The sequence below is a fragment of the Streptomyces sp. NPDC006283 genome, from assembly GCF_040613325.1.
Lineage (GTDB): Bacteria > Actinomycetota > Actinomycetes > Streptomycetales > Streptomycetaceae > Streptomyces.
Genome location: NZ_JBEXRZ010000054.1, coordinates 1 through 25,921, shown reverse-complemented (window position 1 = coordinate 25,921; position 25,921 = coordinate 1). Strand labels below are relative to the sequence as shown.

Sequence of the window (25,921 nt, the reverse complement as noted above, 5' to 3'; positions counted from 1 at the left end):
GACGCCGAAAGTATCGAGCCCTGCGACTTTGGTAGCTTCCCGCGGCCGGCAGGCCGCATCACGACCATGGGCCTGCGTAACTTTGTCGACATGACGCGTACGGAGTACCCATGGCTGCTGCCCTCGGCCATGTCCGATCCTCCCGATCCCGACCGGCCCGGCGACCGGGGCAGCGCAGGGCCGCGGCGGACTGTGCGCGACTGGATCGTCGACACCGTTCTGTTCGTCGCCGCGGCGCTCATCGGTCTCGTCGCCGCGGACGCGAGCGCCAAGGCGGGCAACTCCGAACTCGTCGTCGTCGCCGACCAGCTGCTCGGTGCCGCGGCGTGCTGCGCGCTGTGGGCCAGGCGGCGGGTGCCGGTCGGGCTGGCGGTCGGCCTGGTCGTGCTCGCCGCGATCGCGCCGGCCGCCGGCGGGGCACTCATGGTCGGCCTGTTCAGTCTCGCCGTGCACCGCACCTTCAGGCCCGTCGCGATCGTCGGGCTCCTGGCGATCGCATCGGGGACCGTGCAGGCCGTCCTGCGGCCGGACCCAGAAATGTCGTTCCTCGCCTCCACCGTCGCGGGGACCGTCATGGTGCTGCTGATGGTCGGCTGGGGCATGCTCGTGCGCGCCCGACGGCAGCTGGTCATCGCGCTGCGCGAACGAGCCCGCCGCGCCGAGTCGGAGGCGGCCCTGCGTGCCGAGCAGGCGCAGCGGCTGGCCCGCGAGGCCATCGCCCGCGAGATGCACGACGTGCTCGCGCACCGGCTCACGCTCCTGTCCGTGCACGCCGGCGCACTTGAGTTCCGGCCGGACGCGCCACCGGCCGAGGTCGGCAGAGCCGCCGGGGTGATCCGCGACAGCGCCCACGAGGCGCTGCAGGATCTGCGCGAGATCATCGGCGTGCTGCGTACGCCGGGGGAGGCCGACGGGCCCGACCGGCCGCAGCCGACCCTCGCCACGCTCGAGGCACTGGTGGCCGAATCCCAGCAGGCCGGTATGAAGGTCACTCTGGACAACCGCATCGACGACCCCGGCACGGCGCCCGCCGCCACCGGCCGCACCGTGTACCGCATCGCCCAGGAGGGCCTGACCAACGCCCGGAAGCACGCGCCGGGCGCCGAGGTCACCGTCACCGTACGCGGCGGGCCCGGGGACGGTATGACCGTGGAGGTCGGCAATCCGGCGCCCGTGGGCACGGTTGCGGAGGTGCCCGGTTCCGGACAGGGGCTGATCGGACTGACCGAGCGCGCCACACTCGCGGGCGGCCGGCTGGAGCACGGAGTGCGGGGGGACGGCGGTTTCCTGGTCCGGGCCTGGCTACCGTGGCCCTCATGACTATCCGGCTGATCGTCGTCGACGACGACCCGCTCGTACGGGCGGGTCTCGCCCTCATGCTCGGTGGCGCCGCCGACATCGACATCGTCGGGGAGGGGGCCGACGGCTCCGAGGTGCCGGAGCTCGTCGACCGGCACGCACCCGACGTAGTGCTGATGGACATCCGTATGCCGGTCGTGGACGGTCTGACCGCGACCGAGACGCTGCGCCGCCGACCCGACGCGCCCGAGGTCGTCGTCCTGACCACCTTCCACGCCGACGAGCAGGTGCTCCGGGCGATGCGGGCGGGCGCGGCCGGCTTCGTGTTGAAGGACACCCCGCCGGCGGAGATCGTCGCGGCGGTACGGAAGGTGGCCGCCGGTGACCCGGTGCTGTCGCCGGCGGTCACCCGCCAGTTGATCACGCACGTCGCGGGCAACGGAACCGACGCCCGCCGTCCCGCCGCCGTCCGTCGCCTCGGTCTGCTCGCCGACCGCGAGCGCGAGGTCGCGCTCGCCGTCGGCCGCGGCCTGTCCAACGCCGAGATCGCGGCGGCGCTGTACATGAGCGTGGCCACCGTCAAGACGCACGTGTCCCGGGTGCTGGCCAAGCTGGACCTCAACAACCGTGTGCAGATCGCGCTGTTGGCCCACGACGCCGGGCTGCTCGACGAGGACGGGCCGACGTAGGCTGAGGCGGGCGCTGGTGCGACGTGGCCGCGAAGCCGCACGGCGACCGTCCCTTCGAGGACCAGGGCCAAGATCGCCGACTTCAAGGAGCGCCCCTGTGAACGGACTTGATCTCGACTCCGCCCGCAAGGTCCTCGACAGCCAGCCCTTCAGCAGGCTGGTCGGGGCGCGGATCGCCGCGTTCGGGGGAGGGGAGGCGGTGCTCGAGGTGGCTGTCCGTGACGAGCTGCGCCAGCAGAACGGGTTCCTCCACGGCGGCGTCATCGCCTACGCCGCCGACAACGCGATCACCTTCGCCGCCGGGTCCACCCTCGGCCCCGCCGTTTTGACCGGGGGCTTCTCCGTGCAGTACGTGCGGCCTGCCACCGGGCGGGCCCTCGTCGCCCGTGCCGCCGTCGTGCACAGCGGACGACGGCAGGCCGTCGTCCGCTGCGACCTGTTCGCCGTCGGCTCGGACGGGGACGAAACCCTCTGCGCCGTCGCGCAGGGCACCGTACTGTCCGCCCCGTCGTGACGACCAAGAGGTAGAAGAACAAGGGCAGACAACCAAGAGGCAGACGACCGAGAGGAAGACGACGTGACGACCGAAGCCGCCCTGGTGGATCTCGCCGCGCTCGGTGAAAACTTCACCCGCGACCCTTATCCCGTCTACGCCGAGTTACGCGCCCGGGGCCCCGTGCACCACGTACGGATGCCCGAAGGGCACAACGCATGGCTGGTCGTCGGCCATGAAGCGGGAAGAGCCGCACTGGCCGACAACTCGCTGTCGAAGGAGTGGCGCAACGTCTCGCCTGAGCTCGGCATCGCACAGCTCTCCTCGGGCATCACCATGCTCAGCGCCGACCCGCCGCTGCACTCCCGGCTGCGCAAGCTCGTCGCCCGCGAGTTCACCATGCGGCGCGTCGAGCAACTCGCCCCCCGCGTCCAGCAGATCACCGACGAACTGCTGGACGGGATGCTCCCCGCCGGCCGGACGGATCTGGTCGACGCGCTGGCGTTCCCGCTGCCGATCTCCGTCATCTGCGAGCTGCTCGGCGTGCCGTTCCTGGCGCAGGACTCCTTCCGTACCTGGTCCAACACCGCCCTCGCGTCGACCGACCGCGCAGCACGGGAGGAGGCCGGCGGCCGGTTGACCCAGTACCTGATCGAGCTGTTGGCCGAGAAGCGGGAACAGCCCGGTGACGACCTGATGAGCGCGCTGATCCACGGGTCCGGCGACGACAGCGACGACAGCGGCGACCGGCTCACCGGCGACGAACTGCTCGGCATGGCCTGGCTGCTGCTGGTCGCCGGACACGAGACCACCGTCAACCTCATCGCCAACGGCGTACTCGCCCTGCTCACCCACCCCGGCCAACTCGCGGCCCTGCGCTCCGACTTCTCGCTGATGGACGGTGCGGTGGAGGAGATGCTCCGCTACGACGGCCCCGTGGAGACCCCGACGTACCGTTTCACCACGACGCCGTACCGGATCGGCGGCACCACCGTCCCGGGCGGCGGACAGCTGGTGCTGGTCGCGATAGCCGACGCCGACCGCGATCCGGCCCGCTTCCCCGCGCCGGACCGCTTCGACATCCGCAGGGACACCCGAGGGCATCTGGCCTTCGGTCACGGCATCCACTACTGCCTGGGCGCGCCGCTGGCCCGCCTGGAAGCGCGTATCGCCATCCGTACGCTCCTGGAGCGGTGCCCGGACCTCGCGCTGGACGCCCATCCGGCCGCACTGGCGTGGCGGACCGGCATGCTCATCCGGGGGCCGGAGCGACTGCCGGTGCGGTGGTGACGAGCCGCGCGGAGGCGACGGGTGGGTGGGCCCGGAGCGTCATTGGGCCGGGATCTCGTCCAGGCCGACCGGCCTGTGCTCCCTGCGGGAGCGCTCGCAGGCCTCCGCGACCCGCAGCGCGGTCAGCGCCTCGCGCCCGTCGCACGGATTCTCCGCCTCGCCGAGGACCAGGCGGACGAAGGCGTCCAGTTCCGCTTCGTACGCCGGCGCGAACCGTTCGAGGAAGCCCGGCCACGGCTTGTCGACGGGCGGCAGGCCGTGCGGCTCGGTGGAGCTGATGGGCGTACGGTCGTCGAGCCCGACCGCCACCTGGTCCAGCTCGCCGGCCAGCTCCATCCGCACGTCGTAGCCCGCGCCGTTGCAGCGGGTCGCGGTCGCCGTGGCCAGCGTCCCGTCGTCGAGTGTGAGCAGGGCGGCGGCCGTGTCGACGTCTCCCGCCTCGCGGAACATGGCGTGGCCCGCGTCGGAGCCGGTCGCGTACACCTCGGTGATCTCGCGGCCGGTGACCCACCGCAGGATGTCGAAGTCGTGGACCAGGCAGTCCCGGTACAGTCCGCCGGACAGCGGCAGATACGCGGCGGGCGGCGGCGCCGGGTCGGAGGTGATCGCCCGTACGGTGTGCAGCCGGCCGAGCCGGCCGGAGCGGACCCGTTCGCGGGCCGCCGTGTACCCGGCGTCGAAGCGGCGCATGAAGCCCAGCTGAAGCTCGGTGCCCGCCTGCTCGACCGCATGAAGCGCCTGGAGCGTGCCCGGCAGGTCCAGGGCGATCGGCTTCTCGCAGAACGCCGGAAGCCCGGCGCGCGCAGCGCGCGCGATCAGTTCGGCGTGCGCGGCGGTCGCGGAGGCGATCACCACCGCGTCCACGCCCCAGGTGAAGATCTCGTTCGCACTGGGGGCGGCGGTGGCCCCGCAACGGTCTGCCACGGCCGCGGCCCGGGCCGCATCGGTGTCCGCCACGACCAGTGAACCCACCTCACGATGGCGGCTGAGCACGCCCGCGTGAAAGCTGCCGATACGTCCCGTCCCGATGAGTCCGATGCGCATGGCCCAAAGGTGGCGGCGGGGCCGCCGCGCTGTCAAGACTTTGTCCTGACAATCGAACCTCACGACTTCCCGTCAACATGGCGTGCGACTACGCTCCCCCACGTGCCCAAGCAGCCCAGACACGAGACGGCACCGTCCCTGTCGCTCCAGTTGAGCGTGGACCGGACCAGCCCGGTCCCGCTCTATTTCCAGCTCTCGCAGCAGCTGGAATCGGCCATCGAGCGGGGGAGTCTCACCCCGGGCAGCCTGCTCGGCAACGAGATAGAGCTGGCGGGCCGCCTCGGTCTGTCCCGGCCGACCGTCCGCCAGGCCATCCAGCTGCTGGTCGACAAGGGGCTGCTGGTGCGCCGCCGCGGCGTCGGTACCCAGGTCGTGCACAGCCAGGTCAGGCGCCCGCTGGAGCTCAGCAGCCTCTACGACGACCTGGAGGCGGCCGGCCAGCGGCCCGCTACGGTCGTGCTCCGCAACAACGTCGAACCCGCGAGCGCCGAGGTCGCCGCCGCGCTCGGTGTGCCGGAGGGCAGCGACGTCCGGCTGATCGAACGGCTGCGGTATGCCCACGGCAAGCCGATGGCCCGGCTGCGCAACCATCTGCCCGCGGGCCTGCTGGACTGCGACACCGAGCGGCTCGAGGCCACCGGCCTCTACCGGATGATGCGCGCCGCGGGCATCACCCTTCACAGCGCCCGCCAGTCCGTCGGCGCCCGCGCCGCGACGGCGGCGGAGGCCGAGCTGCTGGGCGAGCCGGACGGAGCGCCGCTGCTGACGATGGAGCGCGCCACTTTCGACGACACGGGCCGCGCCGTGGAGTTCGGCTCCCACGTCTACCGTGCCTCGCGCTACGCCTTCGAGTTCCAGCTGCTCGTCCGCCCCTGACAGGGACGGACGGGGACGGAAACGGACGGACGCGGACGGGGCACCGGCGCACCGCGTAAGAATGTTCGGACAAAGTCTTGACGGGCCCGCGGGGCCGCCGTAGAAACGCACCCAGCCGCAACCGGGCGGCCGGGAGAGAAGGCGGACCCACCATGCGAACCACCCGCACGGCAGCAGCCCTGCTCGCCGCATGTGCCCTGGTCGTCGTCGCCGGATGCAGCAGTTCCGGCGGCAAGGACGCCAAGGAGAAGTCGTCCGGGGACGGCGCGGCCGGCGAGGCCGCGAAGACGCCCCGTATGAAGATCGCCATGGTGACGCACTCCGGCCAGGGCGACACCTTCTGGGACATCGTCCAGAGCGGTGCCAAGGTCGCCGCCCGCAAGGACAACGTCGACTTTCTCTACGCGGCAAGCCCGGAGGGCAAGGAGCAGGCGCAGCTTGTCCAGACGTACATCGACCAGAAGGTCGACGGCATCGTCGTCACCCTCGCCAAGCCGGAAGCGATGGCCGACGTCGTCAAGAAGGCCGTCGCGGCCGGTGTCCCCGTCGTCACCATCAACTCCGGAGCCGAGTTCTCCAAGGAACTCGGCGCCCTCAGTCACATCGGCCAGGACGAGTCGGTCGCCGGCGAGGCCGTCGGCGAGGAGCTCAACGAGCAGGTGAAGAAGAAAGCCCTCTGCGTCATCCACGAGCAGGGCAACGTTTCCCTCGAAGCGCGCTGCGCCGGCGTGAAGAAGACCTTCGAGGGCACGGTGGAGAACCTCAACGTCGAGGGCACCAACATGCCCGCCACCACCTCGTCCGTCGAGGCGAAGCTGCAGGGCACCAAGGACATCGACGCCGTGGTCACGCTCGGCGCCCCCTTCGCCGCCGCGTCGGTGAAGGCAAAGGAGGGCGCGGGTTCGGCGGCGCAGATCAGCACCTTCGACCTCAACGCCGAAGTGGTCGCGCGGCTCAAGGCCAAGGAGATCGCCTTCGCCGTCGACCAGCAGCCCTACCTCCAGGGCTATCTCGCCGTCGACGAGCTGTGGCTCAACAAGGTCAACGGCAACGTCATCGGCGGCGGAAAGCCGATCCTCACCGGTCCGGCGCTGGTCACCGAGAAGGACGTCCCCGCGCTGGAGAAGCTCACGGCCGACGGAACACGATGACGCGTCCTTCGACGGGCGCCCGGCTGGCCCCCGGGCGGCCGGGCCGCCCCCGCTGCCGACCCCGCCACCAGCCATGTCCGATACTTGGGCGGCCGGACCGGGCAGCCTCCGGGGCCGGCCGCACCAGGCAGCACAGCGAGTACGGCAAGAAGGGCACCACGTCGTGGCAAGGGCAAGGACAGGGGTACGCGCGCTCGGCGCGGTGCTGGCGGCGGTACTCGGAGCATCCCTCGTGGGATGCAGCAGCACAGGCGGCAAGCGCGCCGAGGACGCCCGCAAGGCACAGGCCGCGGCCGGCAAGGCCGCGGTGAACACCCCCCGCTGGACCTTCGCCATGGTCACCCACTCCGGCGACGGCGACACCTTCTGGGACATCGTCCAGAACGGCGCCAAGCAGGCCGCGGCCAAGGACAACATCAACCTCCTCTACGCCCACAGCGACGAGGGGCAGCAGCAGGCCCAGCTCGTCGACTCCTACATCTCCAAGAAGGTCGACGGGCTGATCGTCACCCTCGCGAAGCCCGACGCCATGAAGGCGGCCGTCGCCAAGGCCCGCAAGGCCGGCATCCCCGTGATCACGGTGAACTCCGGCTCCGAGCAGTCCAAGGCCTTCGGCGCCCTCACCCACATCGGCCAGGACGAGACGATCGCCGGCGAGGCGGTCGGCGAGGAGCTCGACGCACGCGGCAAGAAGAAGGCGCTGTGTGTCCTGCACGAGCAGGGCAACGTCGGCCACGAGCAGCGCTGCGCCGGAGCGAAGAAGACCTTCGGCGGCGAGATGCAGAACCTGTACGTCGACGGCACCAACATGCCCGACGTCCAGGCGTCCATCGAGGCGAAGCTCCAGGCCGACCGGTCCATCGACTCCGTCGTCACCCTCGGCGCGCCGTTCGCCGACGCAGCCGTCCAGGCCAAGAAGACCGCGGAGTCGAAGGCCGAGATCGACACCTTCGACCTCAACGCCAAGGTCGCCGGGGCACTGCAGGAGGGCGCGCTCGGCTTCGCCGTGGACCAGCAGCCCTACCTCCAGGGCTACCAGGCCGTGGACCTGCTGTGGCTGTACAAGTACAACGCCGACGTCCTCGGCGGCGGGCGGCCCGTACTGACCGGACCCCAGATCATCACCAAGAAGGACGCCGCCGAACTCGAGGAATACACGGAGCGGGGGACCCGATGAGCCAGACCGCACCACCTGCCACACCCGGCAAGGCGCCGGAGATCCCCGACGAGCGGCTGCTGCGCACCTCGCCGCTGCGCAAGCTGATGGGCCGGCCCGAGCTCGGCTCCGTCGTCGGCGCTCTGGCTGTCTTCGTCTTCTTCTCGGTCTTCGCGGACGCCTTCCTCCAGACGTCAAGCCTTGCGACCGTCCTGTACGCGGCCTCCACCCTCGGCATCATGGCGGTGCCGGTGGCGCTGCTGATGATCGGCGGCGAGTTCGACCTGTCCGCCGGTGTGATGGTGACCAGCTCGGCGCTGATCTCCTCGATGTTCAGCTACCAGATGACGGCCAACGTCTGGGTCGGCGCGATGGTGTCGCTGCTGGTCACCCTCGGGCTCGGCGCGTTCAACGGCTTCATGCTGACCCGTACGAAACTGCCCAGCTTCATCATCACGCTCGGTACGTTCCTGATGCTCACGGGCCTCAATCTCGGCCTCACCAAGCTGATCAGCGGCACGGTCTCCACCAAGTCCATCGGTGACATGGAGGGCTTCACCTCCGCCAGGAAGGTCTTCGCCGAGTTCGCCGTCGGCGGCACGACGATCAAGGCGACCATCGTGTGGTGGTTCGTGCTGATCGCGCTCGCCACCTGGATCCTGCTGCGCACCAGGTTCGGCAACTGGATCTTCGCGGTGGGCGGCGGCGCGGACGCGGCCCGCGCGGTCGGCGTCCCCGTCAACAGGACCAAGATCTTCCTGTACATGAGCGTCGCCTTCGCCGCCTGGGTGTCCGGGCAGCATCTGCTGTTCTCGTTCGACGTGGTGCAGTCCGGCGAGGGCGTCGGCAACGAGCTGACGTACATCATCGCGGCGGTCATCGGCGGCTGTCTGATCACCGGCGGCTACGGCTCCGCGATCGGCTCCGCGGTCGGCGCCCTGATCTTCGGCATGACCAGCAAGGGCATCGTCTACGCGGAGTGGAACCCGGACTGGTTCAAGTTCTTCCTCGGAGCGATGCTCCTCCTGGCCACCCTGCTCAACGCATGGGTACGCAAGCGTGCGGAGGCGACCACCTAAATGAGTGCCCTTGTCGAGCTCGAAGACGTCAGTAAGTACTACGGCAACATCCGGGCCCTCGAAGGTGTCTCGCTCGAGGCGCACGCCGGTGAGATCACCTGCGTCCTCGGCGACAACGGCGCCGGCAAGTCGACCCTGATCAAAATCATCTCCGGGCTGCACCGGCACGACGCGGGCACGCTGCGCATCGAGGGCGAGGAGACCTTTCTCTCCGGACCCCGCGAGGCGCTGGACCGGGGCATCGCCACCGTCTACCAGGACCTCGCCGTCGTCCCGCTGATGCCGGTGTGGCGCAACTTCTTCCTCGGCTCCGAGCCCACCAAGGGCAAAGGCCCCTTCAAGCGGCTCGACGTGGAGACCATGCGTGAGACGACCCGCGCGGAGCTGCTGCGGATGGGAATCGACCTGCGCGACGTCGACCAGCCCATCGGGACCCTGTCCGGCGGGGAGCGCCAGTGCGTGGCGATCGCACGGGCCGTGTACTTCGGCGCCAAGGTGCTGGTGCTCGACGAGCCGACCGCCGCACTCGGAGTGAAGCAGTCCGGCGTGGTGCTGAAGTACGTGGCCGCGGCACGGGACGCAGGTCTCGGCGTGGTGCTCATCACCCACAACCCGCATCACGCCTATCTGGTCGGGGACCGTTTCGTGCTGCTGAAGCGCGGCGTCATGGCGGCGAGCCACACCAAGGGATCCGTCACACTCGACGAGCTCACCAGGCAGATGGCGGGCGGCAGCGAGCTCGAGGACCTGCGTCACGAGCTCGAGCGCGCACCCGCACCGACCCACCTCGGCGGCCATCCCGTCGACAAGGAACGGCCCGCCGACTAGGTGTACGCGTCAGGGACAGGGGGCGCCGCCTACTAGCATCGAGGAGGCGGACCCCACCCGCCCCGGGATCCGGACCGGCAACCACGACCCGCAGGGACGACTTGAGTACGTACCGCGACTTCACGAACCGAGGCACCGCACGCGCGACCGTCCTTCGGACCGTCGGCACGCGGGAGCGGCGCTCGCACCTCAGCGCGCCGCGGGTACCCACCGTCGGCATCGACATCGGCGGCACCAAGGTGATGGCGGGCGTCGTCGACGCCGACGGGATCATCCTGGAGAAGATCCGTACCGAGACCCCGGACAAGTCCAAGAGCCCGAAGGTCGTCGAGGACACCATCTGCGAGCTGGTCCTCGACCTCTCCGACCGCCACGATGTGCACGCGGTGGGCATCGGCGCGGCCGGCTGGGTCGACGCCGACCGCTCGAAGGTCCTTTTCGCCCCGCACCTCGCCTGGCGCAACGAGCCCCTGCGCGACGCGCTCTCCGCCCGTCTCGCGGTGCCGGTCCTGGTCGACAACGACGCCAACACCGCCGCCTGGGCGGAATGGCGCTTCGGCGCCGGGCGCGGCGAGGACCACATCGTGATGATCACGCTGGGCACCGGTATCGGCGGCGCGATCCTCGAGGACGGCCAGGTCAAGCGGGGCAAGTTCGGCGTCGCCGGCGAGTTCGGCCATATGCAGGTCGTGCCCGGCGGCCACCGCTGCCCCTGCGGCAACCGCGGCTGCTGGGAGCAGTACAGCTCCGGCAACGCCCTGGTCCGTGAGGCCCGCGAGCTGGCCGCCGCGGACTCCCCGGTCGCGTACAACATCATCGACCGGGTCGGCGGCAACGTCCGCGACATCACCGGACCGCTGATCACCGAACTCGCCCGCGAGGGCGACGCGATGTGCATCGAGCTGTTCCAGGACATCGGCCAGTGGCTCGGCGTCGGCATCGCCAACCTCGCCGCCGCCCTCGACCCGTCCTGCTTCGTGATCGGAGGCGGCGTCAGCGCCGCCGACGACCTGCTGATCGGCCCCGCCAGAGATGCCTTCCGGCGCCATCTGACCGGCCGCGGCTACCGTCCCGAGGCGCGCATCGCCAAGGCCCAGCTCGGCCCGGAAGCCGGTATGGTCGGCGCGGCCGACCTCGCCCGGCTCGTCGCCCGCCGCTTCCGCCGCGCCAACCGCCGCCGGGTGGAACGCCACGAACGCTACGAGCGCTACGCCCAGGCCCTGCGCAATCCGAGCTCCGCACGCCTCACCCAGGAACCGCCCTCATGACCACGCTGACCACCCGCCAGACCACGCCGACCCCGCCCCCGGCCCCCGAGGGCCGGCGGCACATGATCGTGCGCCGCTGGATCACCGCGATCGTCATCGTGCTGCTCATCGGCATCCCGGCCGGCTACGGGGTGATCTCCGCCGAGCAGAGCCGCGCCAGCGGCCGGGACAAGCAGGCGGAGTCCGCCGCGGACGGGCTGCGCGACTTCTGGCCCTCCCTGATGAAGCGCCGCATCTTCGAGGTGCCCATCCCCGAGGACGCCTGGCGGGTCGCCTACTACGAGACCAGCAACTGGAAGACCAGCCGCCTGTACGTGCAGTTCCGCACCTCCGGGAAGGGGCTGGACACGTTCCTCGAGGGCGTGGGGACGAGCCGGGCCGCGCTCGAGGACGGCAAGGTCACCATCAGCGACCGCGACGCCGGGGTGGTGGGCTGGAACTTCGGTCTCGAGGGCCGGGCGTGGGCGGGCACCGTGCGCACGCAGAAGGACCCGAGGCCGAGCCAGGACATCACGGTCGATCTGACCGAACCGGACAAGCCCTGGGTCTACGTCGTCTCCACCGCGAACCCGTAAGTCTCGCTCGGGGCCGCGTACGCCCGCCCCGCACAGCAGACGGACAGTCGCTGCGCCCGCCCCCGACCCCGAGCCCGCCGTGCGCTGGGCCCTGAACCACGACGACGGCTGCACCGAATACCGTAAGCCCACCGCCGGATACGTCCGCTGCGTACGCTGAACGCAGCGGTGTCCGGTTCTCGCCGGTCCGCGGTAAATGCCTGGACCGAGGGCCTCCCCGACGGGACACTTCCGACTTCCGAACCTCGGGGAGTGTGATGGGGACAAAAGATGGGCGAGGGCCGACGCCGGGCAGGAGCGCGGTCGTTCTGGCGCTGCGCCGCTACGGCCGGGAACTGCTGCGACTACGACGGCTGGCCCTGCCCGCGCTGCTGCTGCCGGCCGTGGGCAACATCGGCATCCGCTACGTCGCCCCCCTGCTGATCGCCAAACTGGCAGGACAGGCTGCCGACGACGGCGGTCTCACCCTCAGCTCGGCGCTGCCGTACGTGCTGGGCTTCGGCGTGACGCTGCTGCTCGCCGAGGCCGTGTGGCGGGTCGGGCAGCACTGCCTGAACCGCGTGGACGCCCTCGGCATGGAACACCTGTACGTGAGCGGCATGGATGAACTCCTCGCCAAGGACGCGGCATTCTTCCACGACAACTTCGCCGGCTCCCTGACCAAACGGGTGCTGAGCTTCGGCAAGCGCTTCGAGGACTTCGTCGACACGGTGACGTACCGGATCGTGGGCAGTCTCGTCCCCCTGGTGTTCGGTGCCGTGGTGCTGTGGAGCTACGAACCGATGCTCGTCGCCGGCCTTCTTGTGATGATCGTGGTGACCGTGGTGGCCGCGACACCTCTGATCCGTCGCCGGCAGAGGCTCGTCAACGACCGGGAGGCGGCGATCGCCCGGGTCTCCGGCCACGTCGCCGACAGCCTCATGAACATGGAGACCATCCGGGCGTTCGCGGCCGAGCGGCGGGAGGCCGACGAACACCGCAGCCGTGTCGCGGACTCCCGGCGCCTCACGCTGAGGTCCTGGGACTACGGCAATCTGCGCGTCGACACCCTGATCGCCCCCATGTCCGTGCTGACCAACGTGCTGGGGCTGCTGGTCGCCATCTCCTTCGGTGGCTCGGGTCAGGGAGTGGAGGAGGTCGTCGTCGCCTTCACCTACTACTCCAACGCGACCCAGATCATGTTCGAGTTCAACCAGATCTACCGGAGGCTGGAGAGCGCGATGACCGAGGCCGCGCAGTTCACGGAGCTGCTGCTGGATCCGCCCACCGTGCTCGACCCGACGGAACCCGAACCGCTCGCACCGCGGGACACCGGCATCCACTTCGAGGCGGTGACCTTCGCCCACGCGGGTGCGAAGCCGATCTTCCAGGGACTCGACCTGGACGTGCCCGCAGGCGCACGGATCGGTCTGGTCGGCAGGTCCGGCGGCGGCAAGACCACACTCACCCGGCTCCTGCTGCGGATGTCGGACATCGACGACGGACGCATCCTGATCGGTGGTCAGGACATCAGCCGGCTGCGCCAGACCGACCTGCGCTCACTGATCGCCTACGTCCCGCAGGAACCTGCCATGTTCCACCGCAGCTTGCGGGACAACATCGCCTTCGCCCGGCCCGGCGCCACCGACGAAGAGATTCACGCGGCGGCCGCGGCCGCGCACGTCACGGAGTTCGCCGACCAACTCCCCGACGGCTTCGCCACCCTGGTGGGGGAGCGGGGAGTGAAACTCTCGGGCGGCCAGCGCCAGCGCGTCGCCCTCGCCAGGGCCATCCTGCGCGACGCCCCGGTCCTGCTGCTCGACGAGGCGACCAGCGCGCTGGACTCGGAGAGCGAGCTCCTCGTCCAGGACGCTCTGTGGCGGTTGATGGACGGACGTACGGCTCTCGTGGTCGCCCACCGTCTGAGCACCGTCGCCGGCATGGACCGTCTCGTCGTCCTCGACCGCGGAAGCGTCGTCGAGCAGGGCACCCACGAGGAGCTGCTCGCGGCGAACGGTGCCTACGCCAAGCTGTGGCAGCACCAGTCGGGCGGCTTCCTCGGCGAGAGCACCGAGTCGGCCCCCGGACGCCCGGTCCCAGGAGCCGTTCCCAGCGGGCTGCCCGGACCGGCCGACCCGGCTCCGGACGGACACCACAGGACGTCGTCGCACGCGCGTACGACCACCGGGTCCACGTGACCGAGATCGTGCCCGGACATCCGAGACCGCAGGCGGCGTCACGCTGATATGCGCCCTGGTTGACGTACCCGGACATCGAGGAACGGCCGCACTTCTCACCGAACCCCGGTCATGGGGGCGTCCGTGATGCGTGAGAGGGTCTGGGGCGTGAGTGAGACACCACCGAAAACCCTGCAATACCGCCTTGACGGGCCAGAAGACGCTCCGGCCCTGATCCTGGGTCCCTCACTGGGTACCACCTGGCACATGTGGGACCGGCAGATCGCCGAGCTGTCCGAGCGCTGGCGGGTGATCCGGTTCGACCTGCCCGGCCACGGCGGCGCGCCCGCGCACCCCGCCACCTCCGTCACCGACCTCGCCGAGCGGCTGCTCGCCACCCTGGACCAACTGGGTGTGCAGCGGTTCGGCTTCGCGGGCTGCTCGATCGGCGGCGCTGTCGGCATCGAGCTGGCGCTGCGCCATCCGCATCGCGTGGCGACGCTGGCGCTGGTGGCCGCCTCTCCGCGGTTCGGCACGGCCGACGAGTTCCGCCAACGCGGCGTGGTCGTCCGTACGAACGGCCTGGATCCGATCGCCCGCAGCGCCCCCGAGCGCTGGTTCACCCAGGCGTTCGCCGCCGCCCAGCCGGCGATCGTCGAATGGGCCGTCCAGATGGTCCGCACCACCGACCCCGGCTGCTACATCGCCGCCTGTGAGGCGCTCGCGGCCTTCGACGTCCGCGCCGAACTCGGCCGGGTCGGCGTCCCCACGCTCGTCCTGGTGGGCTCCGAGGACCAGGTCACCGGCCCCGCCGAGGCCCGGACGCTGGTCGCGGGCATACCGGACGCCCGGCTCGCGCTCGTGCCCGGCGCCTCCCATCTCGCCCCGGTCGAGCAGCCCGCCGCCGTCACGGATCTGCTCGCCCACCACTTCGCCACCGCCTGGCACGACACCCTCACGGCCTTTCCCGCCCCGCCCGCGCCCGTCGTCTCCGCGCCCGTCGCCCCGGTGGCGGAGATCGCCCCCGCCCCTCCCGAGCAGCCGCAGGCGCACACCGGCAGGGCCGACCCGTACCAGGCCGGCATGAAGGTGCGCCGCGAGGTGCTCGGCGACGCGCATGTCGACGCGGTCATGGCCGGCGAGGACGACTTCACCGGGGACTTCCAGGAGCTGCTCACCCGTTACGCCTGGGGTGAGGTCTGGACCCGCGAGGGCCTCGACCGACGCACCCGCAGCTGCGTGACGCTGACGGCTCTGGTCGCCGGCGGACACCTGGACGAGCTGGCCTTCCACACCAGGGCCGCGCTGCGCAACGGACTGACTCCCGCGGAGATCCGCGAGGTACTGATCCACACGGCCGTGTACTGCGGCGTTCCGGCGGCGAACTCCGCGTTCAAGGTCGCGCAGGCCGTGATTCAGGAGGAGACGACGCCCCGGGCATAGCAGGATGGGTGGCATGAGGCTCACCAAGAAGACCCATGCCTGCGTTCAGTTGGAGAAGGACGGACGGCGGCTGGTCGTCGACCCGGGCGGCTTCAGCGAGCAGGACGCCGCCGCGGGCGCCGACGTGCTCCTCGTGACCCATGAGCACCCCGACCATTTCGACGAGGGCCGGCTGCGGGCGGCGCTAGAGACCAATCCGGCGGCCGCGCTGTGGACGCTGCGCAGCGTCGCGGACCAGCTCTCCGCGGCGTTTCCCGGCCGCGTGCACACGGTGGGCCACGGTGACTCGTTCACCGCGGCCGGCTTCGAGGTGCAGGTGCACGGCGAGCTCCACGCCGTGATCCACCCGGACATTCCGCGGATCACCAATGTCGGCTTCCTCGTGGACGGCTCCGTCTTCCACCCCGGCGACGCGCTCACCGTCCCCGACCACCCCGTGGACACACTGATGCTGCCCGTGCACGCTCCGTGGAACAAGATCGCCGAGGTCATCGACTACGTGCGCGAGGTGCGGCCGCGGCGGGCCATCGATGTCCACGACGCCCTGCTCACGGACCTCGCCCGGCCGATCTACGACCGGCAGATCGGCGGACTCGGCGGCGCGGAGCACGGTCGGCTGGTCCCGGGGGAGTCGCGCGACGTGTGAGGACGCGGCGGGCCGGGTGACTGTCGTACCCCGCCGTTAGGCTGTGAGCCATGCGTATCGCCACGTGGAACGTCAACTCGATCACCGCCCGGCTGCCCCGGCTGCTGGCCTGGCTGGAGAGCAGCGGCACCGACGTGCTGTGCGTCCAGGAGACCAAGTGCACCGAGGAGCAGTTCCCCGCCGACGAGCTGCGCGAGCTCGGCTACGAGTCCGCGGTGCACGCCACCGGCAGGTGGAACGGCGTGGCGCTGATCTCCCGGGTCGGCCTGGACGACGTCGTCCGCGGTCTGCCCGGCGCCCCTGACTACGAGGGCCTGCAGGAGCCGCGGGCGATCTCCGCGACCTGCGGCCCGGCCCGCGTCTGGTCGGTCTACGTGCCGAACGGCCGGGAGGTCGCCCATGACCACTACGGCTACAAGCTGCGCTGGCTGGAAGCCCTGTCCGTCGCGGTGACCGACGACGCCGCGGGCGGTCGTCCGTTCGCCGTGCTCGGCGACTTCAACATCGCCCCGACCGACGACGACGTGTGGGACCCGTCCTTCTTCGAGGGGATGACCCATGTGACGCCGCCGGAGCGGGCGGCTCTGGAGGCGCTGCGCAAGCGGGGCCTGTCCGATGTCGTGCCGCGCCCGCTGAAGTACGAGCACCCGTTCACGTACTGGGACTACCGACAGCTCTGCTTCCCCAAGAACCGCGGCATGCGGATCGACCTGGTCTACGGCAACGAGCCCTTCGCGAAGGCCGTCAAGGACAGCTATGTCGACCGCGAGGAGCGCAAGGGCAAGGGCGCGTCGGACCACGCACCGGTTGTTGTCGATCTGGACACGTGAGGTTGGTTGACGCGCGCCCAGTGGTGCGCTCGGGCGCCGGGATGCGACTCTTTGCAGTATGAACATCCCTTTCTTGGACCACTGGCTGGGGCGCCACAGCGATGAACGGGACAAGGGCGAGTCGGCCGCCGCCGAACATGATCCGGAGCGTGCGGCGGCGATCACCGAGCTGCTGTCCGAATGTGAGCTCCTGCGCGCCCGCGCCGGGCAGTCCGGGCTCGAACTGGACGACTCACCCAGCTCGTTGGCGGCGCTGGATCAGCTGCCGCCGCGCTGGCGCGACGATCCGGAGGAGCTGCCGTGGCTGGGGAACGACGCGGGTCTCTACCTCGGCACCGTGATCGTCCGCACGGTGCCCGGTGCGGCCTGGCACATCTGGCCGGGCGGTCATCCGGTGGTGCGGCTCGCCTCCGGCCGTGAGATCAGCGTGGTCGAGGCGGGGGTGGAATGGGCGTTCAACGGTGCCCCCCAGCTGTCGCAGGTCTACGGCGAGGCGGCGGAAGCCTGACGCTCCCACAAGGCCGCGCGGTTACCTGGTTCATGAGGTTCTATATTAATACGGCTTATGCCCTACTTATGCGTGTCGGGTGTGAAGTCCCTTGCCGCGCTGGATAGTTTGCGCTGACCTCGACACACAGCTGAGAGTGGGTAGGGCAGCGTATGGCCGTCGATCCGTTGATCGAGCTGCGTGATGTCAACAAGTACTTCGGGCAGTTACACGTTCTCCGGGACGTCAACCTCACCGTCGGCCGGGGGGAGGTGGTCGTGGTCATCGGACCGTCCGGCTCGGGAAAGTCGACGCTGTGCCGGGCCATCAACAGACTCGAGACCATCGAGTCGGGCCACATCACCATCGACGGTCAGCCGCTCCCGGAGGAGGGCAAGGCCCTCGCGAAGCTCCGCGCCGACGTCGGTATGGTCTTCCAGTCCTTCAATCTCTTCGCGCACAAGACCGTGCTGGCGAACGTCTCCCTCGGTCCCGTCAAGGTCCGCGGGCGGGGGAAGGAAGACGCCGAACGCCGCTCCCGTGAACTGCTCGAGCGCGTCGGTCTCGCCGATCAGGCGGACAAGTTCCCCGCCCAGCTCTCCGGCGGCCAGCAGCAGCGCGTGGCCATCGCCCGCGCCCTGGCCATGGACCCCAAGGTCATGCTCTTCGACGAGCCGACCTCTGCCCTCGACCCCGAGATGATCAACGAGGTGCTGGAGGTGATGCAGCAACTCGCCCAGGAGGGAATGACCATGGTCGTGGTCACCCACGAGATGGGCTTCGCCCGCTCCGCCGCCAACCGCGTCGTCTTCATGGCCGACGGCCGCATCATCGAGGACCGCACGCCCGAGGCCTTCTTCACCGATCCTCGGACCGACCGCGCCAAGGACTTCCTCTCCAAGATCCTCAAGCACTGACTGCCCTCAAGCACTGACTGCCGTGGGATCCCCATGCCCCGACAGGCGAGAGCGGAACGAGGCAGTGGTTCATGGAGCACCACCTTCTCCCCTGGATGAGGCAGGGGACCCAGCCGGCAGCAGCCGGTGATCACTCCTGGCGCAGCGGGACCGACAGATACGAGGGGTCGGCCGCGGGTGAGGAGAAGGTCAGCTGCGCGCCGGTCGGGTTGTGCTCGATGTAGAGCGGGTCGACGGTGTCGACGACCACGGCCAGACGGTGGCCGGCCGGTACGTCGTAGGCGGTGGAGAACAACTCCAGGTCGACGGTGAACGGCCGGCCGGGCGTCTTGTCGTGGAAGGTGTACGGCGCGCTTGCGACCAGCTTGCCGAGGCCGAGCGGGCCCACGTCGTAGAGGTAGGCGACGAGGGTGCCGCTCTCCTTGGTGCTCGTCACCGTGGTGTGCAGCTGTGCCGTGCCCCGGACCTGCTGGGTGCTGCGGTAGCGCGGCGACTGCCAAACGGCGGCGTACGAGCGCGGCAGCAGCGGGATGGACGCCATGGGCGGCAGCTTGACGAACTGGTCGAGCATGCTGGACAGGAAGATGACCCCGCCGTTCGCCCCGGAGTCGACGTTGGCGCGGATCCGCGGCGAGCCGCCCAGCTCGATCTTGCGCCGGTCGGCGCCCACCGACTTCCAGTCGGCATAGGTCTCGTACGCGCCGGTGGAGCGGGTCTTGATACGCACGGGCTGCTCGCGGTCGACTCCGTTGTCCACGCCCTTGAGGTGATGGTCGAACCAGCGGTGGGCACTGGTCCACGTGTCGTTGGGCAGGCCGAGCAGGCCGGTGGCCTCCGCGGTGGCGTGGTCGCCCGGGCGGAACTCGAGGCGCTTGGGGACGCTGAGCCGCTCGTAGAAGTCGGCGTACTGGTTGGGCGGGAAGAGCGAGTCGCCCCACGCGTTGCCCAGCATGATCGCGGCGCCGTTGGCGTTGATCTCGTCGAGGTAGGTGGCGGGGGAGCGCTTGCGTCCCCACTCGATCATGTCCTGCTCCTTGGCCAGGTTGGAGGTCAGGAAGTCGGACATGATCTGCTGGAGCTCGTCGCTGGGGCGGCCGGTGAGATAACCGGCGCCGCTGAGCAGGGCGGCGGCCTGGAGGTGCTGGGTGCGGCCACTGTAAATGGAGTCGATGAGGTCGGCCCAGCCGCTGAGCGCGACGACGGCCTTGATGCGCTTGTCCTTCGCGGAGGCGAGCAGGCTGATGCCCGCGCCGTAGGAGACACCCGCCATGCCGACTCTGTCCGGATCGGCCGGTGTGTTGACCAGCGCCCAGTCGATCACCTTGGACGCGTCGGCGATGTCCGGGGGCCCGGCGGTCTCGATCTCGCCGCCGGACTGCCAGAAGCCGCGGGAGTTGTAACTCACTACGACATAGCCCGAGTCGGCGAGCTTCCTCGCCTGGGCGAGGTACTCGACCTGCGGCATCGCCCAGCTGGTGGGGAGCACGATGACGGGATAGGTCTGCCGGCCGTCCCAGTCCGCGGGCGTGGTGACGTTGGCCTTGAGCACCGTTCCTCCGTCGCCCGCGATGTCGACGAATCGCAGGCCCGGGGCGGTGGCGCTGTCCTGCTGGGCGAGGGCGGGGGCGGCCGCAGGGGCGGCGGGGGCCGCGGTGGTGGCGGAACCGGCGAGCAGCGCGGCGGAGACCGTACCGATGGCAGTGGTGCGCAGAGCCGTGCGAGAAAGTCCCACAGGTCACTCCTGACTCATCTGTCCCTACGAAGTGACCCGAAGGTAACGGGGAGGAGCTACCGGAGGTAACTCCCCAGTAAGTTACGCCAGCGTAACAATTATTGGACGTCGTGTCAGCGGGCTGCGCGCCGAGAAGCGCGCCCGAGGCGCCGCCGCCGAGCGTGCCGTGGCGGTGGCCGGAAAGCGCCCGGCCCGATACGCCGTCCGGGGCCTTGCCCGGACGGCCGCGGACCAGCACTGTTGTGGTGTTCCGCACGAGCCGCTGAACGGAGACGCCGTGGCTCCCTTCCCGCTGCCCCACTCCCTGCACGGTTCCGGCCCGCACGGCGTGCTCGCCGTCCACGGCTGGTTCGCCGACCGCTCCGCCTACGACAGCCTCCTCCCGGACATCGACCGGCAGGCCTTCACCTACGCTCTCCCCGATCTGCGCGGCTACGGCGAGGCGCGGGACGCGCAGGGCGCGTACACGACCTCCGAGGGCGCCGCCGACCTGATCGGACTCGCCGACCGGCTGGGCTGGGAGACGTTCTCCCTCGTCGGCCACTCGATGGGCGGCTCGGTCGTGCAGCGTGTGCTGGCCGCCGCGCCGGAGCGGGTGCGCCGGATCGTCGGCATCTCACCCGTGCCCGCCTCCGGTTGGAAGATGCCCCCGGAACAGTGGGAGCTGTTCACCTCCGCGGCGGGAAAGCCCGCGAGCCGCCGGGCGATCATCGATTTCACCACCGGTTCCGTCCGGCCCGACGCCTGGCTGGACCGCATGGTCGAACGCTCCCTGGCCCGAAGCGACGCCACGGCGCTGCGCGCCTGGCTCGACTCCTGGGCGGGCGACGACTTCCACCCCGAGGTGGCCGGCGCCACCCTCCCGGCGCTCGCCGTGACCGGGGCGCTCGACCCGGTGTTCACCGCGGACTTTTTGCACGAGACCTGGCTGCGCCACTACACCGGAGCGGCGCTCGTCGAACTGCCCTGCGCCGGCCACTACGCGATGGACGAGACCCCGCTGCAACTCATCCGCACGATCGAGGACTTCCTGCGGGCCGACGAGAGCGGGCAAGATCTTCCGGCATGACGGTGCCCGATGTCTTCGACCCGCGGATCCATGCCGCAGGAGTGCCGCACGCGTCCTACCGCGAGCTGCGCGACCACCACCCGGTGGCCTGGCAGGAGGAGTACGAAGTCCTCGGCTGGCCGCCGGGGCCCGGCTTCTGGGCGGTCACCCGGCACGCGGACGTCGTCCGCGTCCTCAAGGACGCCACCACCTTCTCGTCGCACCTCGGGGCCACCCAGATCCGCGACCCCGACCCGGCCGACCTGCCCTTCATCCGGCGCATGATGCTCAACCAGGACCCTCCGGACCACGGCAGGCTGCGGCGCCTGGTCAGCCGGGCGTTCACCCCCGGCCGCGTCGACCGCTTCACCGCGTCCGCCCGCACCCGTGCCCGCCAACTCCTCGACGCAGCCCGGCAGTCGGGGGACACCTTCGATCTGGTCCACACCGTCACCGACGACTACGCGCTGCTCAACCTGGCCGACCTCCTCGGCGTCCCGACAAGCGACCGTGGGCTGCTGCTCGAGTGGACGGAACGGGTGATCGCCTACCAGGACCCCGACGAGCCGCCCGTCCTCGGGCCCGACGGCAGGCCCGTCAACCCGCGCTCACCGGCCATGCTCCAGGAAATGTTCGACTACGCCCAGCAGCTCGCGGCGCACAAACGCCGGCACCCCACCGACGACGTCATGACCTCGCTGGCCACAGGTGAACTCCGCGACGCCGAACTGGAGATGTTCTTCTTCCTGCTCACCGTCGCCGGCAACGACACCGTCCGCAGCGCCGCCCCCGGCGGCTTCCTCGCCCTCGCGGAGCACCCGTCGGAGCAGCGCAGACTGCGAGCGGGCGAGGCGGACCCCGGCACCGCCGTCGAGGAACTCCTGCGCCACCACCCGCCGGTCCTCAGCTTCCGCCGGACCGCGACGAAGGACACCCTGCTGGCCGGACAGCAGATCCGGGCCGGCGACAAGGTCGTCGTCCTCCATGCCTCCGCCAACCACGACGAGCGGGTCTTCGACGAGCCGCACCGCCTCGACCTGACCCGCAGCCCCAACCCGCACGTGTCGTTCGGTGACGGCCCGCACGTCTGTCTGGGCGCGCACTTCGCCCGCCTTCAGCTGCGGGTGCTCCACGAGGAGGCACTGGAGGTGCTCCCGCCGTACCGGCAGGCGGCGCCGCACCGCCGACTGGTGTCCAACTTCATCAACGGGATCAAGTCACTGCCGCTGACCACCGGATGAGGCTGGGCGGGTCAGCTCGCCGCCCGGTGGGAGGTGCGGGCCGCCGGGACGGGTGCCTGCGCGGCCCGCGTCACATCGGCGACCAGTTCGACCACATCGGGGCCGTACGCCTGCGAGTTGATCACCTTGAGCAGCAGACAGAAGGAGCTGTTGCCGTGCTTGCGGGCGAGCTTCACATGGTGGCGGGCCAGATAGCGGCCGGCCGCCTGGTTGGTTATGGCGCGCTGGCCGCAGAAGAGGAACACCGGCCGCGACTCCTGCCCGGCGGTCAGCCGTGCCAACAGCACGTACTCGGACGAACCCGGCTCCATGCGGTACCGCTCGGAGCCGATCTGGAACGAGATCTGATCCGGCCCCGGTTCGGCATCGAGGTTCACCTTCACGCCCGGCAGCATGCTCTGCAGATGCGCCGACATGCGGCGATTCGACCCCGGCCCGCCCACGCAGAACTCGGTGCGCTCACCGAAGCCCTGCTGCGCCGTGTCGTGCCAGACGATCTGGGCCTTCGCCCCGCAGTCCTTGATGAGCGCGGCCAGCTCCAGCAGCGCGAAGACGTCGAAGCGGTGCACCGAACCGTCGCGCCCCGCCTCGCGGTTGACGACGAGCAGCGACTCGGAGTTCGGTGGCAGCCCGAAGAACGCCTGCTTGCGCCGCAGTCGGCGCCGCCACAAGTAGGTGCGGGCGAGCCAGCCGAGTGCGGCACTGATCCCTGCTGCCACCACCCCGAGCACGATGTTGCGTACGTCGTCAGTCATGGGCGCGCATGTTAGCGGTGCTGCGCACCGCTGTTCGAGCCGGTCCTGTCCGTAGGCTCCGCGGAAAGTTACGCTGCGTCGACACCGGCTGACTGGAGGTACGAATGCGTCGCTCCGCCGCACGGAAAACATCACTCGTGGCCCTTGCCGCGACTGTCGTCACCATCGGTGCGGCAGCCCCGCCCGCGCATCACTCCCCGCCCACCTCGCCCCCCGCCAAGTCGCCCGTCGCCGTGGGCCACGGCGGAGCGGTCGCGAGCGTCGACCCGGACGCCTCCGCCGCCGGCATCGAGGTGCTGCGCAACGGAGGCAACGCGGTGGACGCGGCGGTGGCCACCGCCGCGGCGCTCGGTGTGACGGAGCCGTACTCGGCGGGCATCGGCGGTGGCGGCTACTTCGTCCACTACGACGCCAGGACCCGCGCCGTGCACACCATCGACGGCCGCGAGAGTGCGCCGCGCTCGGCCGACGCCTCCCTCTTCCTGGAGAACGGCCGCCCCGTCCCGTTCGCGGAGGCCGTGACCAGCGGCCTCGGCGTCGGCACACCGGGCACGCCCGCAACCTGGGACGCCGCGCTCGACGCATGGGGCAGCAGGCAGCTCGGAGAACTGCTCAAGCCCGCCGAGCGGCTGGCGAAGCACGGCTTCACCGTCGACGAGACCTTCCGCTCGCAGACCGCGGCCAACGAGGCGCGCTTCCGTGACTTCCCCGACTCCGCGGAGCTGTTCCTGCCCGGCGGCCGGCTCCCGGTCGTCGGCTCGGTCATCCGGAACCCGGACCTGGCCCGCACCTACAAGGAACTCGGCCGCGAGGGCGTCGGCGCGCTCTACGAGGGCGGCCTCGCCGAGGACATCGTCCGCACGGTGCGCAACCCGCCGGTGGCCGCGGGCGCCGCGCGGGTGGTGCGGCCGGGCGACCTGACGGAGCGGGACCTCGCGACGTACAAAACCGTGCGCCGCACACCGACGAAGGTGTCGTACCGCGGCCTGAACGTGTACGGCATGGCGCCGTCGTCCTCCGGCGGCACCAGTGTCGGTGAGGCGCTCGACATCCTGGAGCGCACCGATCTGTCGAAGGTCTCGAAGGAGCGGTATCTGCACCGGCTGATCGAGGCGAGCCGTATCGCGTTCGCCGACCGCGGGCGGTGGGTCGGCGACCCGGCGTTCGAGGACGTGCCGGTCCGGGGGCTGCTGTCGCAGAGGTTCGCCGATTCCCGCGAGTGCCTGATCCAGGACGACGCGGTGCTCGCGAGCCCGCTCGCACCCGGCGACCCGCGCCGGCCCGCACCGTGCGAGGCCACGGGCCGGGCCGCCCCGACGACGTACGAGGGCGAGAACACCACCCATCTGACGACCGCCGACAAGTGGGGCAACGTCGTCGCCTACACGCTGACCATCGAGCAGACGGGCGGCAGCGGCATCACCGTCCCGGGACGCGGTTTCCTGCTCAACAACGAGCTGACGGACTTCTCGTTCGCGCCGGCCGACCCGGCCGTCCACGACCCGAACCTGCCGGGCCCCGGCAAGCGGCCGCGTTCCTCCATCTCGCCGACGATCGTGCTGGACCACCACGGCCGTCCCGTGCTGGCGCTCGGATCACCCGGCGGCGCGACCATCATCACAACGGTGCTCCAGACACTGACGGGCCATCTCGACCGGGGCCAGCGGCTCGAGGACGCGATCGCCGCCCCCAGGGCGAGCCAGCGCAACCAGCCGACGACGGAGCTGGAGCCGGAGTTGTGGAACGACAGCCTGCTGCGAAAGCGGCTGGAGGCCATCGGGCACTCCTTCCGGCTGAACCCGGAGATCGGTGCGGCCACCGGCGTCCAGCGGCTTCCGGACGGGCGCTGGCTCGCGGCGGCGGAGAAGAAGCGGCGCGGCGGCGGCTCCGCGATGGTGGTGCGGCCCTCCCGCTGAGCGCGGCCGGCGGAGGCGCTCCGATGCCGGTCGCCGGGCAGTCCGCCCGGTGACCGGCATCAGGCACTCCGAGAGACACATACTCGAACGCGCGTCCGCGCGCAATGTCACCCGAACGGCGCTTTGATTCGGGCCGGTCGGTGTCCGCGGAGGTAGGAAGGCTTTCGACAGAAAGGCTTCCCCGTGCACATACGAAACTTCACTCTCGCCCTTGCCATGAGCACAGTTGTGCTCGGAACGACGGCACTGCCCGCAGCCGCGTACGCCGGGGCGGTGCCCCCGCCGCCCGCACCGGACGACTACCGCGCCGCGGGCTACGGTGTCGACGCCGACGACCTGCTGGACGCGCTCGGACGCTGCGACCAGATATCCGACGGCAAGTACAGCACCGACAGCGGCAAGCGGGAGAACATACCCGTCTGCGACCACGGCTCCGCGGTGTCCTGGAAGGCCGACATGGACATCGACTGCGACGGCCGGCGCACCGCCCGCTGCAATGAGGACACCGATCCGTCGTTCCTGCCGACGACGTCCTTCACCCAGTCCGACGGCCGGTACCTGAACTCGGAGAAGCTGCCCTTCATCGTCGTACCGATGCCGAGCTCGACCTGGGACTACCGGAGGTCCGGCATCCGCGGCGGCTCGCTCGCGGCGATCATCTACAAGGGCAGGCTGCAGTACGCGGTCGTGGGGGACACCGGCCCGGAAGGGATCATCGGTGAGGCGTCGTACGGCGCGGCGAAGGCGCTCGGAATCGACCCGGACCCCGCGACGGGCGGCGTTCCCTCGGGCGTCACGTACATCGTGTTCAAGAACTCCCGGGTCTCGCCGATCGAGAGCCGGTCCGCCGCCGAATCGCTCGGCGAGGACCTGGCCGAGCGATTCGTGTACGGAGACTGAGCGGGGGGGGGGCGGGGGCGCCGGCGCAGACACCCGCCCGAGCGCGGGGGTGTGGGGGGGGGGGCGGGCGCCGGGGGGGGCGAGAAAGCCGGGGGGGTGCGG

Annotated in this window: 24 protein-coding genes; 21 read left to right on the top strand and 3 right to left on the bottom strand. The window is 70.5% G+C overall.

Going from position 1 to position 25,921, the window contains the following annotated elements; all coding sequences use genetic code 11:
• The first annotated feature begins 90 nt into the window (after positions 1-90).
• From ABZ070_RS14310 to ABZ070_RS14295, 4 genes are all read left to right on the top strand, one after another.
• The gene (locus ABZ070_RS14310) at positions 91-1,320 is read left to right on the top strand and encodes a histidine kinase (RefSeq protein WP_356633485.1); all 1,230 of its coding nucleotides are present in this window, start codon (positions 91-93) and stop codon (positions 1,318-1,320) included.
• Positions 1,317-1,988, top strand: a complete 672-nt coding sequence (locus tag ABZ070_RS14305; RefSeq protein ID WP_356633484.1) for a response regulator transcription factor — start codon at positions 1,317-1,319, stop codon at positions 1,986-1,988. The genes ABZ070_RS14310 and ABZ070_RS14305 overlap by 4 nt, the downstream gene beginning before the upstream one ends.
• A gap of 97 nt (positions 1,989-2,085) precedes the next feature.
• Positions 2,086-2,502 carry a PaaI family thioesterase gene (locus tag ABZ070_RS14300; protein WP_356633482.1) on the top strand — a complete coding sequence of 139 codons (417 nt, stop codon included), beginning with the start codon at positions 2,086-2,088 and terminating at the stop codon, positions 2,500-2,502.
• A gap of 63 nt (positions 2,503-2,565) precedes the next feature.
• Positions 2,566-3,771 carry a cytochrome P450 gene (locus ABZ070_RS14295; protein ID WP_356633480.1) on the top strand — a complete coding sequence of 402 codons (1,206 nt, stop codon included), beginning with the start codon at positions 2,566-2,568 and terminating at the stop codon, positions 3,769-3,771.
• A 39-nt stretch (positions 3,772-3,810) separates the two neighbouring features.
• On the opposite strand, the gene ABZ070_RS14290 is transcribed toward ABZ070_RS14295, so the two are convergent.
• On the bottom strand, positions 3,811-4,815 hold the full coding sequence (locus ABZ070_RS14290; protein ID WP_356633478.1) for a Gfo/Idh/MocA family oxidoreductase: 1,005 nt from the start codon (positions 4,813-4,815) through the stop codon (positions 3,811-3,813).
• Positions 4,816-4,971: 156 nt separating this feature from the next.
• Here ABZ070_RS14290 and ABZ070_RS14285 point away from each other — a divergent pair, with 156 nt between their 5' ends.
• From ABZ070_RS14285 to ABZ070_RS14225, 13 genes are all read left to right on the top strand, one after another.
• Complete coding sequence (locus ABZ070_RS14285) at positions 4,972-5,691, top strand: GntR family transcriptional regulator (protein ID WP_356633509.1); 720 nt, start codon at positions 4,972-4,974, stop codon at positions 5,689-5,691.
• A gap of 152 nt (positions 5,692-5,843) precedes the next feature.
• Positions 5,844-6,842: a sugar ABC transporter substrate-binding protein gene (locus tag ABZ070_RS14280; protein WP_356633476.1), complete on the top strand. Its 999-nt coding sequence runs from the start codon at positions 5,844-5,846 to the stop codon at positions 6,840-6,842.
• Between the two features lie 163 nt (positions 6,843-7,005).
• Positions 7,006-8,019, top strand: coding sequence for a sugar ABC transporter substrate-binding protein (locus ABZ070_RS14275; RefSeq protein ID WP_356633474.1), 1,014 nt, complete (start codon positions 7,006-7,008; stop codon positions 8,017-8,019).
• On the top strand, positions 8,016-9,077 hold the full coding sequence (locus tag ABZ070_RS14270; RefSeq protein ID WP_356633472.1) for an ABC transporter permease: 1,062 nt from the start codon (positions 8,016-8,018) through the stop codon (positions 9,075-9,077). The genes ABZ070_RS14275 and ABZ070_RS14270 overlap by 4 nt, the downstream gene beginning before the upstream one ends.
• Complete coding sequence (locus ABZ070_RS14265) at positions 9,078-9,905, top strand: ATP-binding cassette domain-containing protein (protein WP_356633470.1); 828 nt, start codon at positions 9,078-9,080, stop codon at positions 9,903-9,905.
• 101 nt (positions 9,906-10,006) lie between these two features.
• Entirely contained in the window at positions 10,007-11,173 is a 1,167-nt protein-coding gene (locus ABZ070_RS14260) for an ROK family glucokinase (protein ID WP_356633468.1), read from the top strand.
• A complete protein-coding gene (locus ABZ070_RS14255; RefSeq protein ID WP_356633466.1) occupies positions 11,170-11,748 on the top strand; it encodes a hypothetical protein in 579 nt (192 codons plus the stop codon). Before ABZ070_RS14260 ends, ABZ070_RS14255 begins: the two co-directional genes overlap by 4 nt.
• Before the next feature lie 257 nt (positions 11,749-12,005).
• On the top strand, positions 12,006-13,925 hold the full coding sequence (locus tag ABZ070_RS14250) for an ABC transporter ATP-binding protein (RefSeq protein WP_356633464.1): 1,920 nt from the start codon (positions 12,006-12,008) through the stop codon (positions 13,923-13,925).
• Positions 13,926-14,051: 126 nt separating this feature from the next.
• Positions 14,052-15,347: a 4-carboxymuconolactone decarboxylase gene (pcaC, locus tag ABZ070_RS14245; RefSeq protein WP_356633462.1), complete on the top strand. Its 1,296-nt coding sequence runs from the start codon at positions 14,052-14,054 to the stop codon at positions 15,345-15,347.
• A 13-nt stretch (positions 15,348-15,360) separates the two neighbouring features.
• Positions 15,361-15,993, top strand: a complete 633-nt coding sequence (locus ABZ070_RS14240) for an MBL fold metallo-hydrolase (RefSeq protein ID WP_356633460.1) — start codon at positions 15,361-15,363, stop codon at positions 15,991-15,993.
• Positions 15,994-16,043: 50 nt separating this feature from the next.
• Complete coding sequence (locus ABZ070_RS14235; RefSeq protein ID WP_356633458.1) at positions 16,044-16,823, top strand: exodeoxyribonuclease III; 780 nt, start codon at positions 16,044-16,046, stop codon at positions 16,821-16,823.
• Positions 16,824-16,881: 58 nt separating this feature from the next.
• Positions 16,882-17,331, top strand: a complete 450-nt coding sequence (locus ABZ070_RS14230) for a DUF6278 family protein (protein ID WP_356633456.1) — start codon at positions 16,882-16,884, stop codon at positions 17,329-17,331.
• A gap of 152 nt (positions 17,332-17,483) precedes the next feature.
• Entirely contained in the window at positions 17,484-18,227 is a 744-nt protein-coding gene (locus ABZ070_RS14225; protein WP_356633454.1) for an amino acid ABC transporter ATP-binding protein, read from the top strand.
• A 130-nt stretch (positions 18,228-18,357) separates the two neighbouring features.
• Here ABZ070_RS14225 and ABZ070_RS14220 read toward each other — a convergent pair whose 3' ends face one another.
• Positions 18,358-19,959: an alpha/beta fold hydrolase gene (locus ABZ070_RS14220; protein ID WP_356633452.1), complete on the bottom strand. Its 1,602-nt coding sequence runs from the start codon at positions 19,957-19,959 to the stop codon at positions 18,358-18,360.
• Positions 19,960-20,236: 277 nt separating this feature from the next.
• Here ABZ070_RS14220 and ABZ070_RS14215 point away from each other — a divergent pair, with 277 nt between their 5' ends.
• On the top strand, positions 20,237-21,028 hold the full coding sequence (locus ABZ070_RS14215) for an alpha/beta hydrolase (RefSeq protein ID WP_356633450.1): 792 nt from the start codon (positions 20,237-20,239) through the stop codon (positions 21,026-21,028).
• Positions 21,025-22,248, top strand: a complete 1,224-nt coding sequence (locus ABZ070_RS14210; protein ID WP_356633448.1) for a cytochrome P450 — start codon at positions 21,025-21,027, stop codon at positions 22,246-22,248. Before ABZ070_RS14215 ends, ABZ070_RS14210 begins: the two co-directional genes overlap by 4 nt.
• 11 nt (positions 22,249-22,259) lie before the next feature.
• On the opposite strand, the gene ABZ070_RS14205 is transcribed toward ABZ070_RS14210, so the two are convergent.
• Positions 22,260-23,003, bottom strand: a complete 744-nt coding sequence (locus ABZ070_RS14205; protein WP_356633446.1) for a hypothetical protein — start codon at positions 23,001-23,003, stop codon at positions 22,260-22,262.
• A 104-nt stretch (positions 23,004-23,107) separates the two neighbouring features.
• Here ABZ070_RS14205 and ggt point away from each other — a divergent pair, with 104 nt between their 5' ends.
• The gene (gene ggt, locus ABZ070_RS14200) at positions 23,108-24,919 is read left to right on the top strand and encodes a gamma-glutamyltransferase (protein WP_356633444.1); all 1,812 of its coding nucleotides are present in this window, start codon (positions 23,108-23,110) and stop codon (positions 24,917-24,919) included.
• A 216-nt stretch (positions 24,920-25,135) separates the two neighbouring features.
• Positions 25,136-25,819 carry a glycoside hydrolase family 75 protein gene (locus ABZ070_RS14195; protein WP_356633442.1) on the top strand — a complete coding sequence of 228 codons (684 nt, stop codon included), beginning with the start codon at positions 25,136-25,138 and terminating at the stop codon, positions 25,817-25,819.
• Positions 25,820-25,921 lie beyond the last annotated feature (102 nt).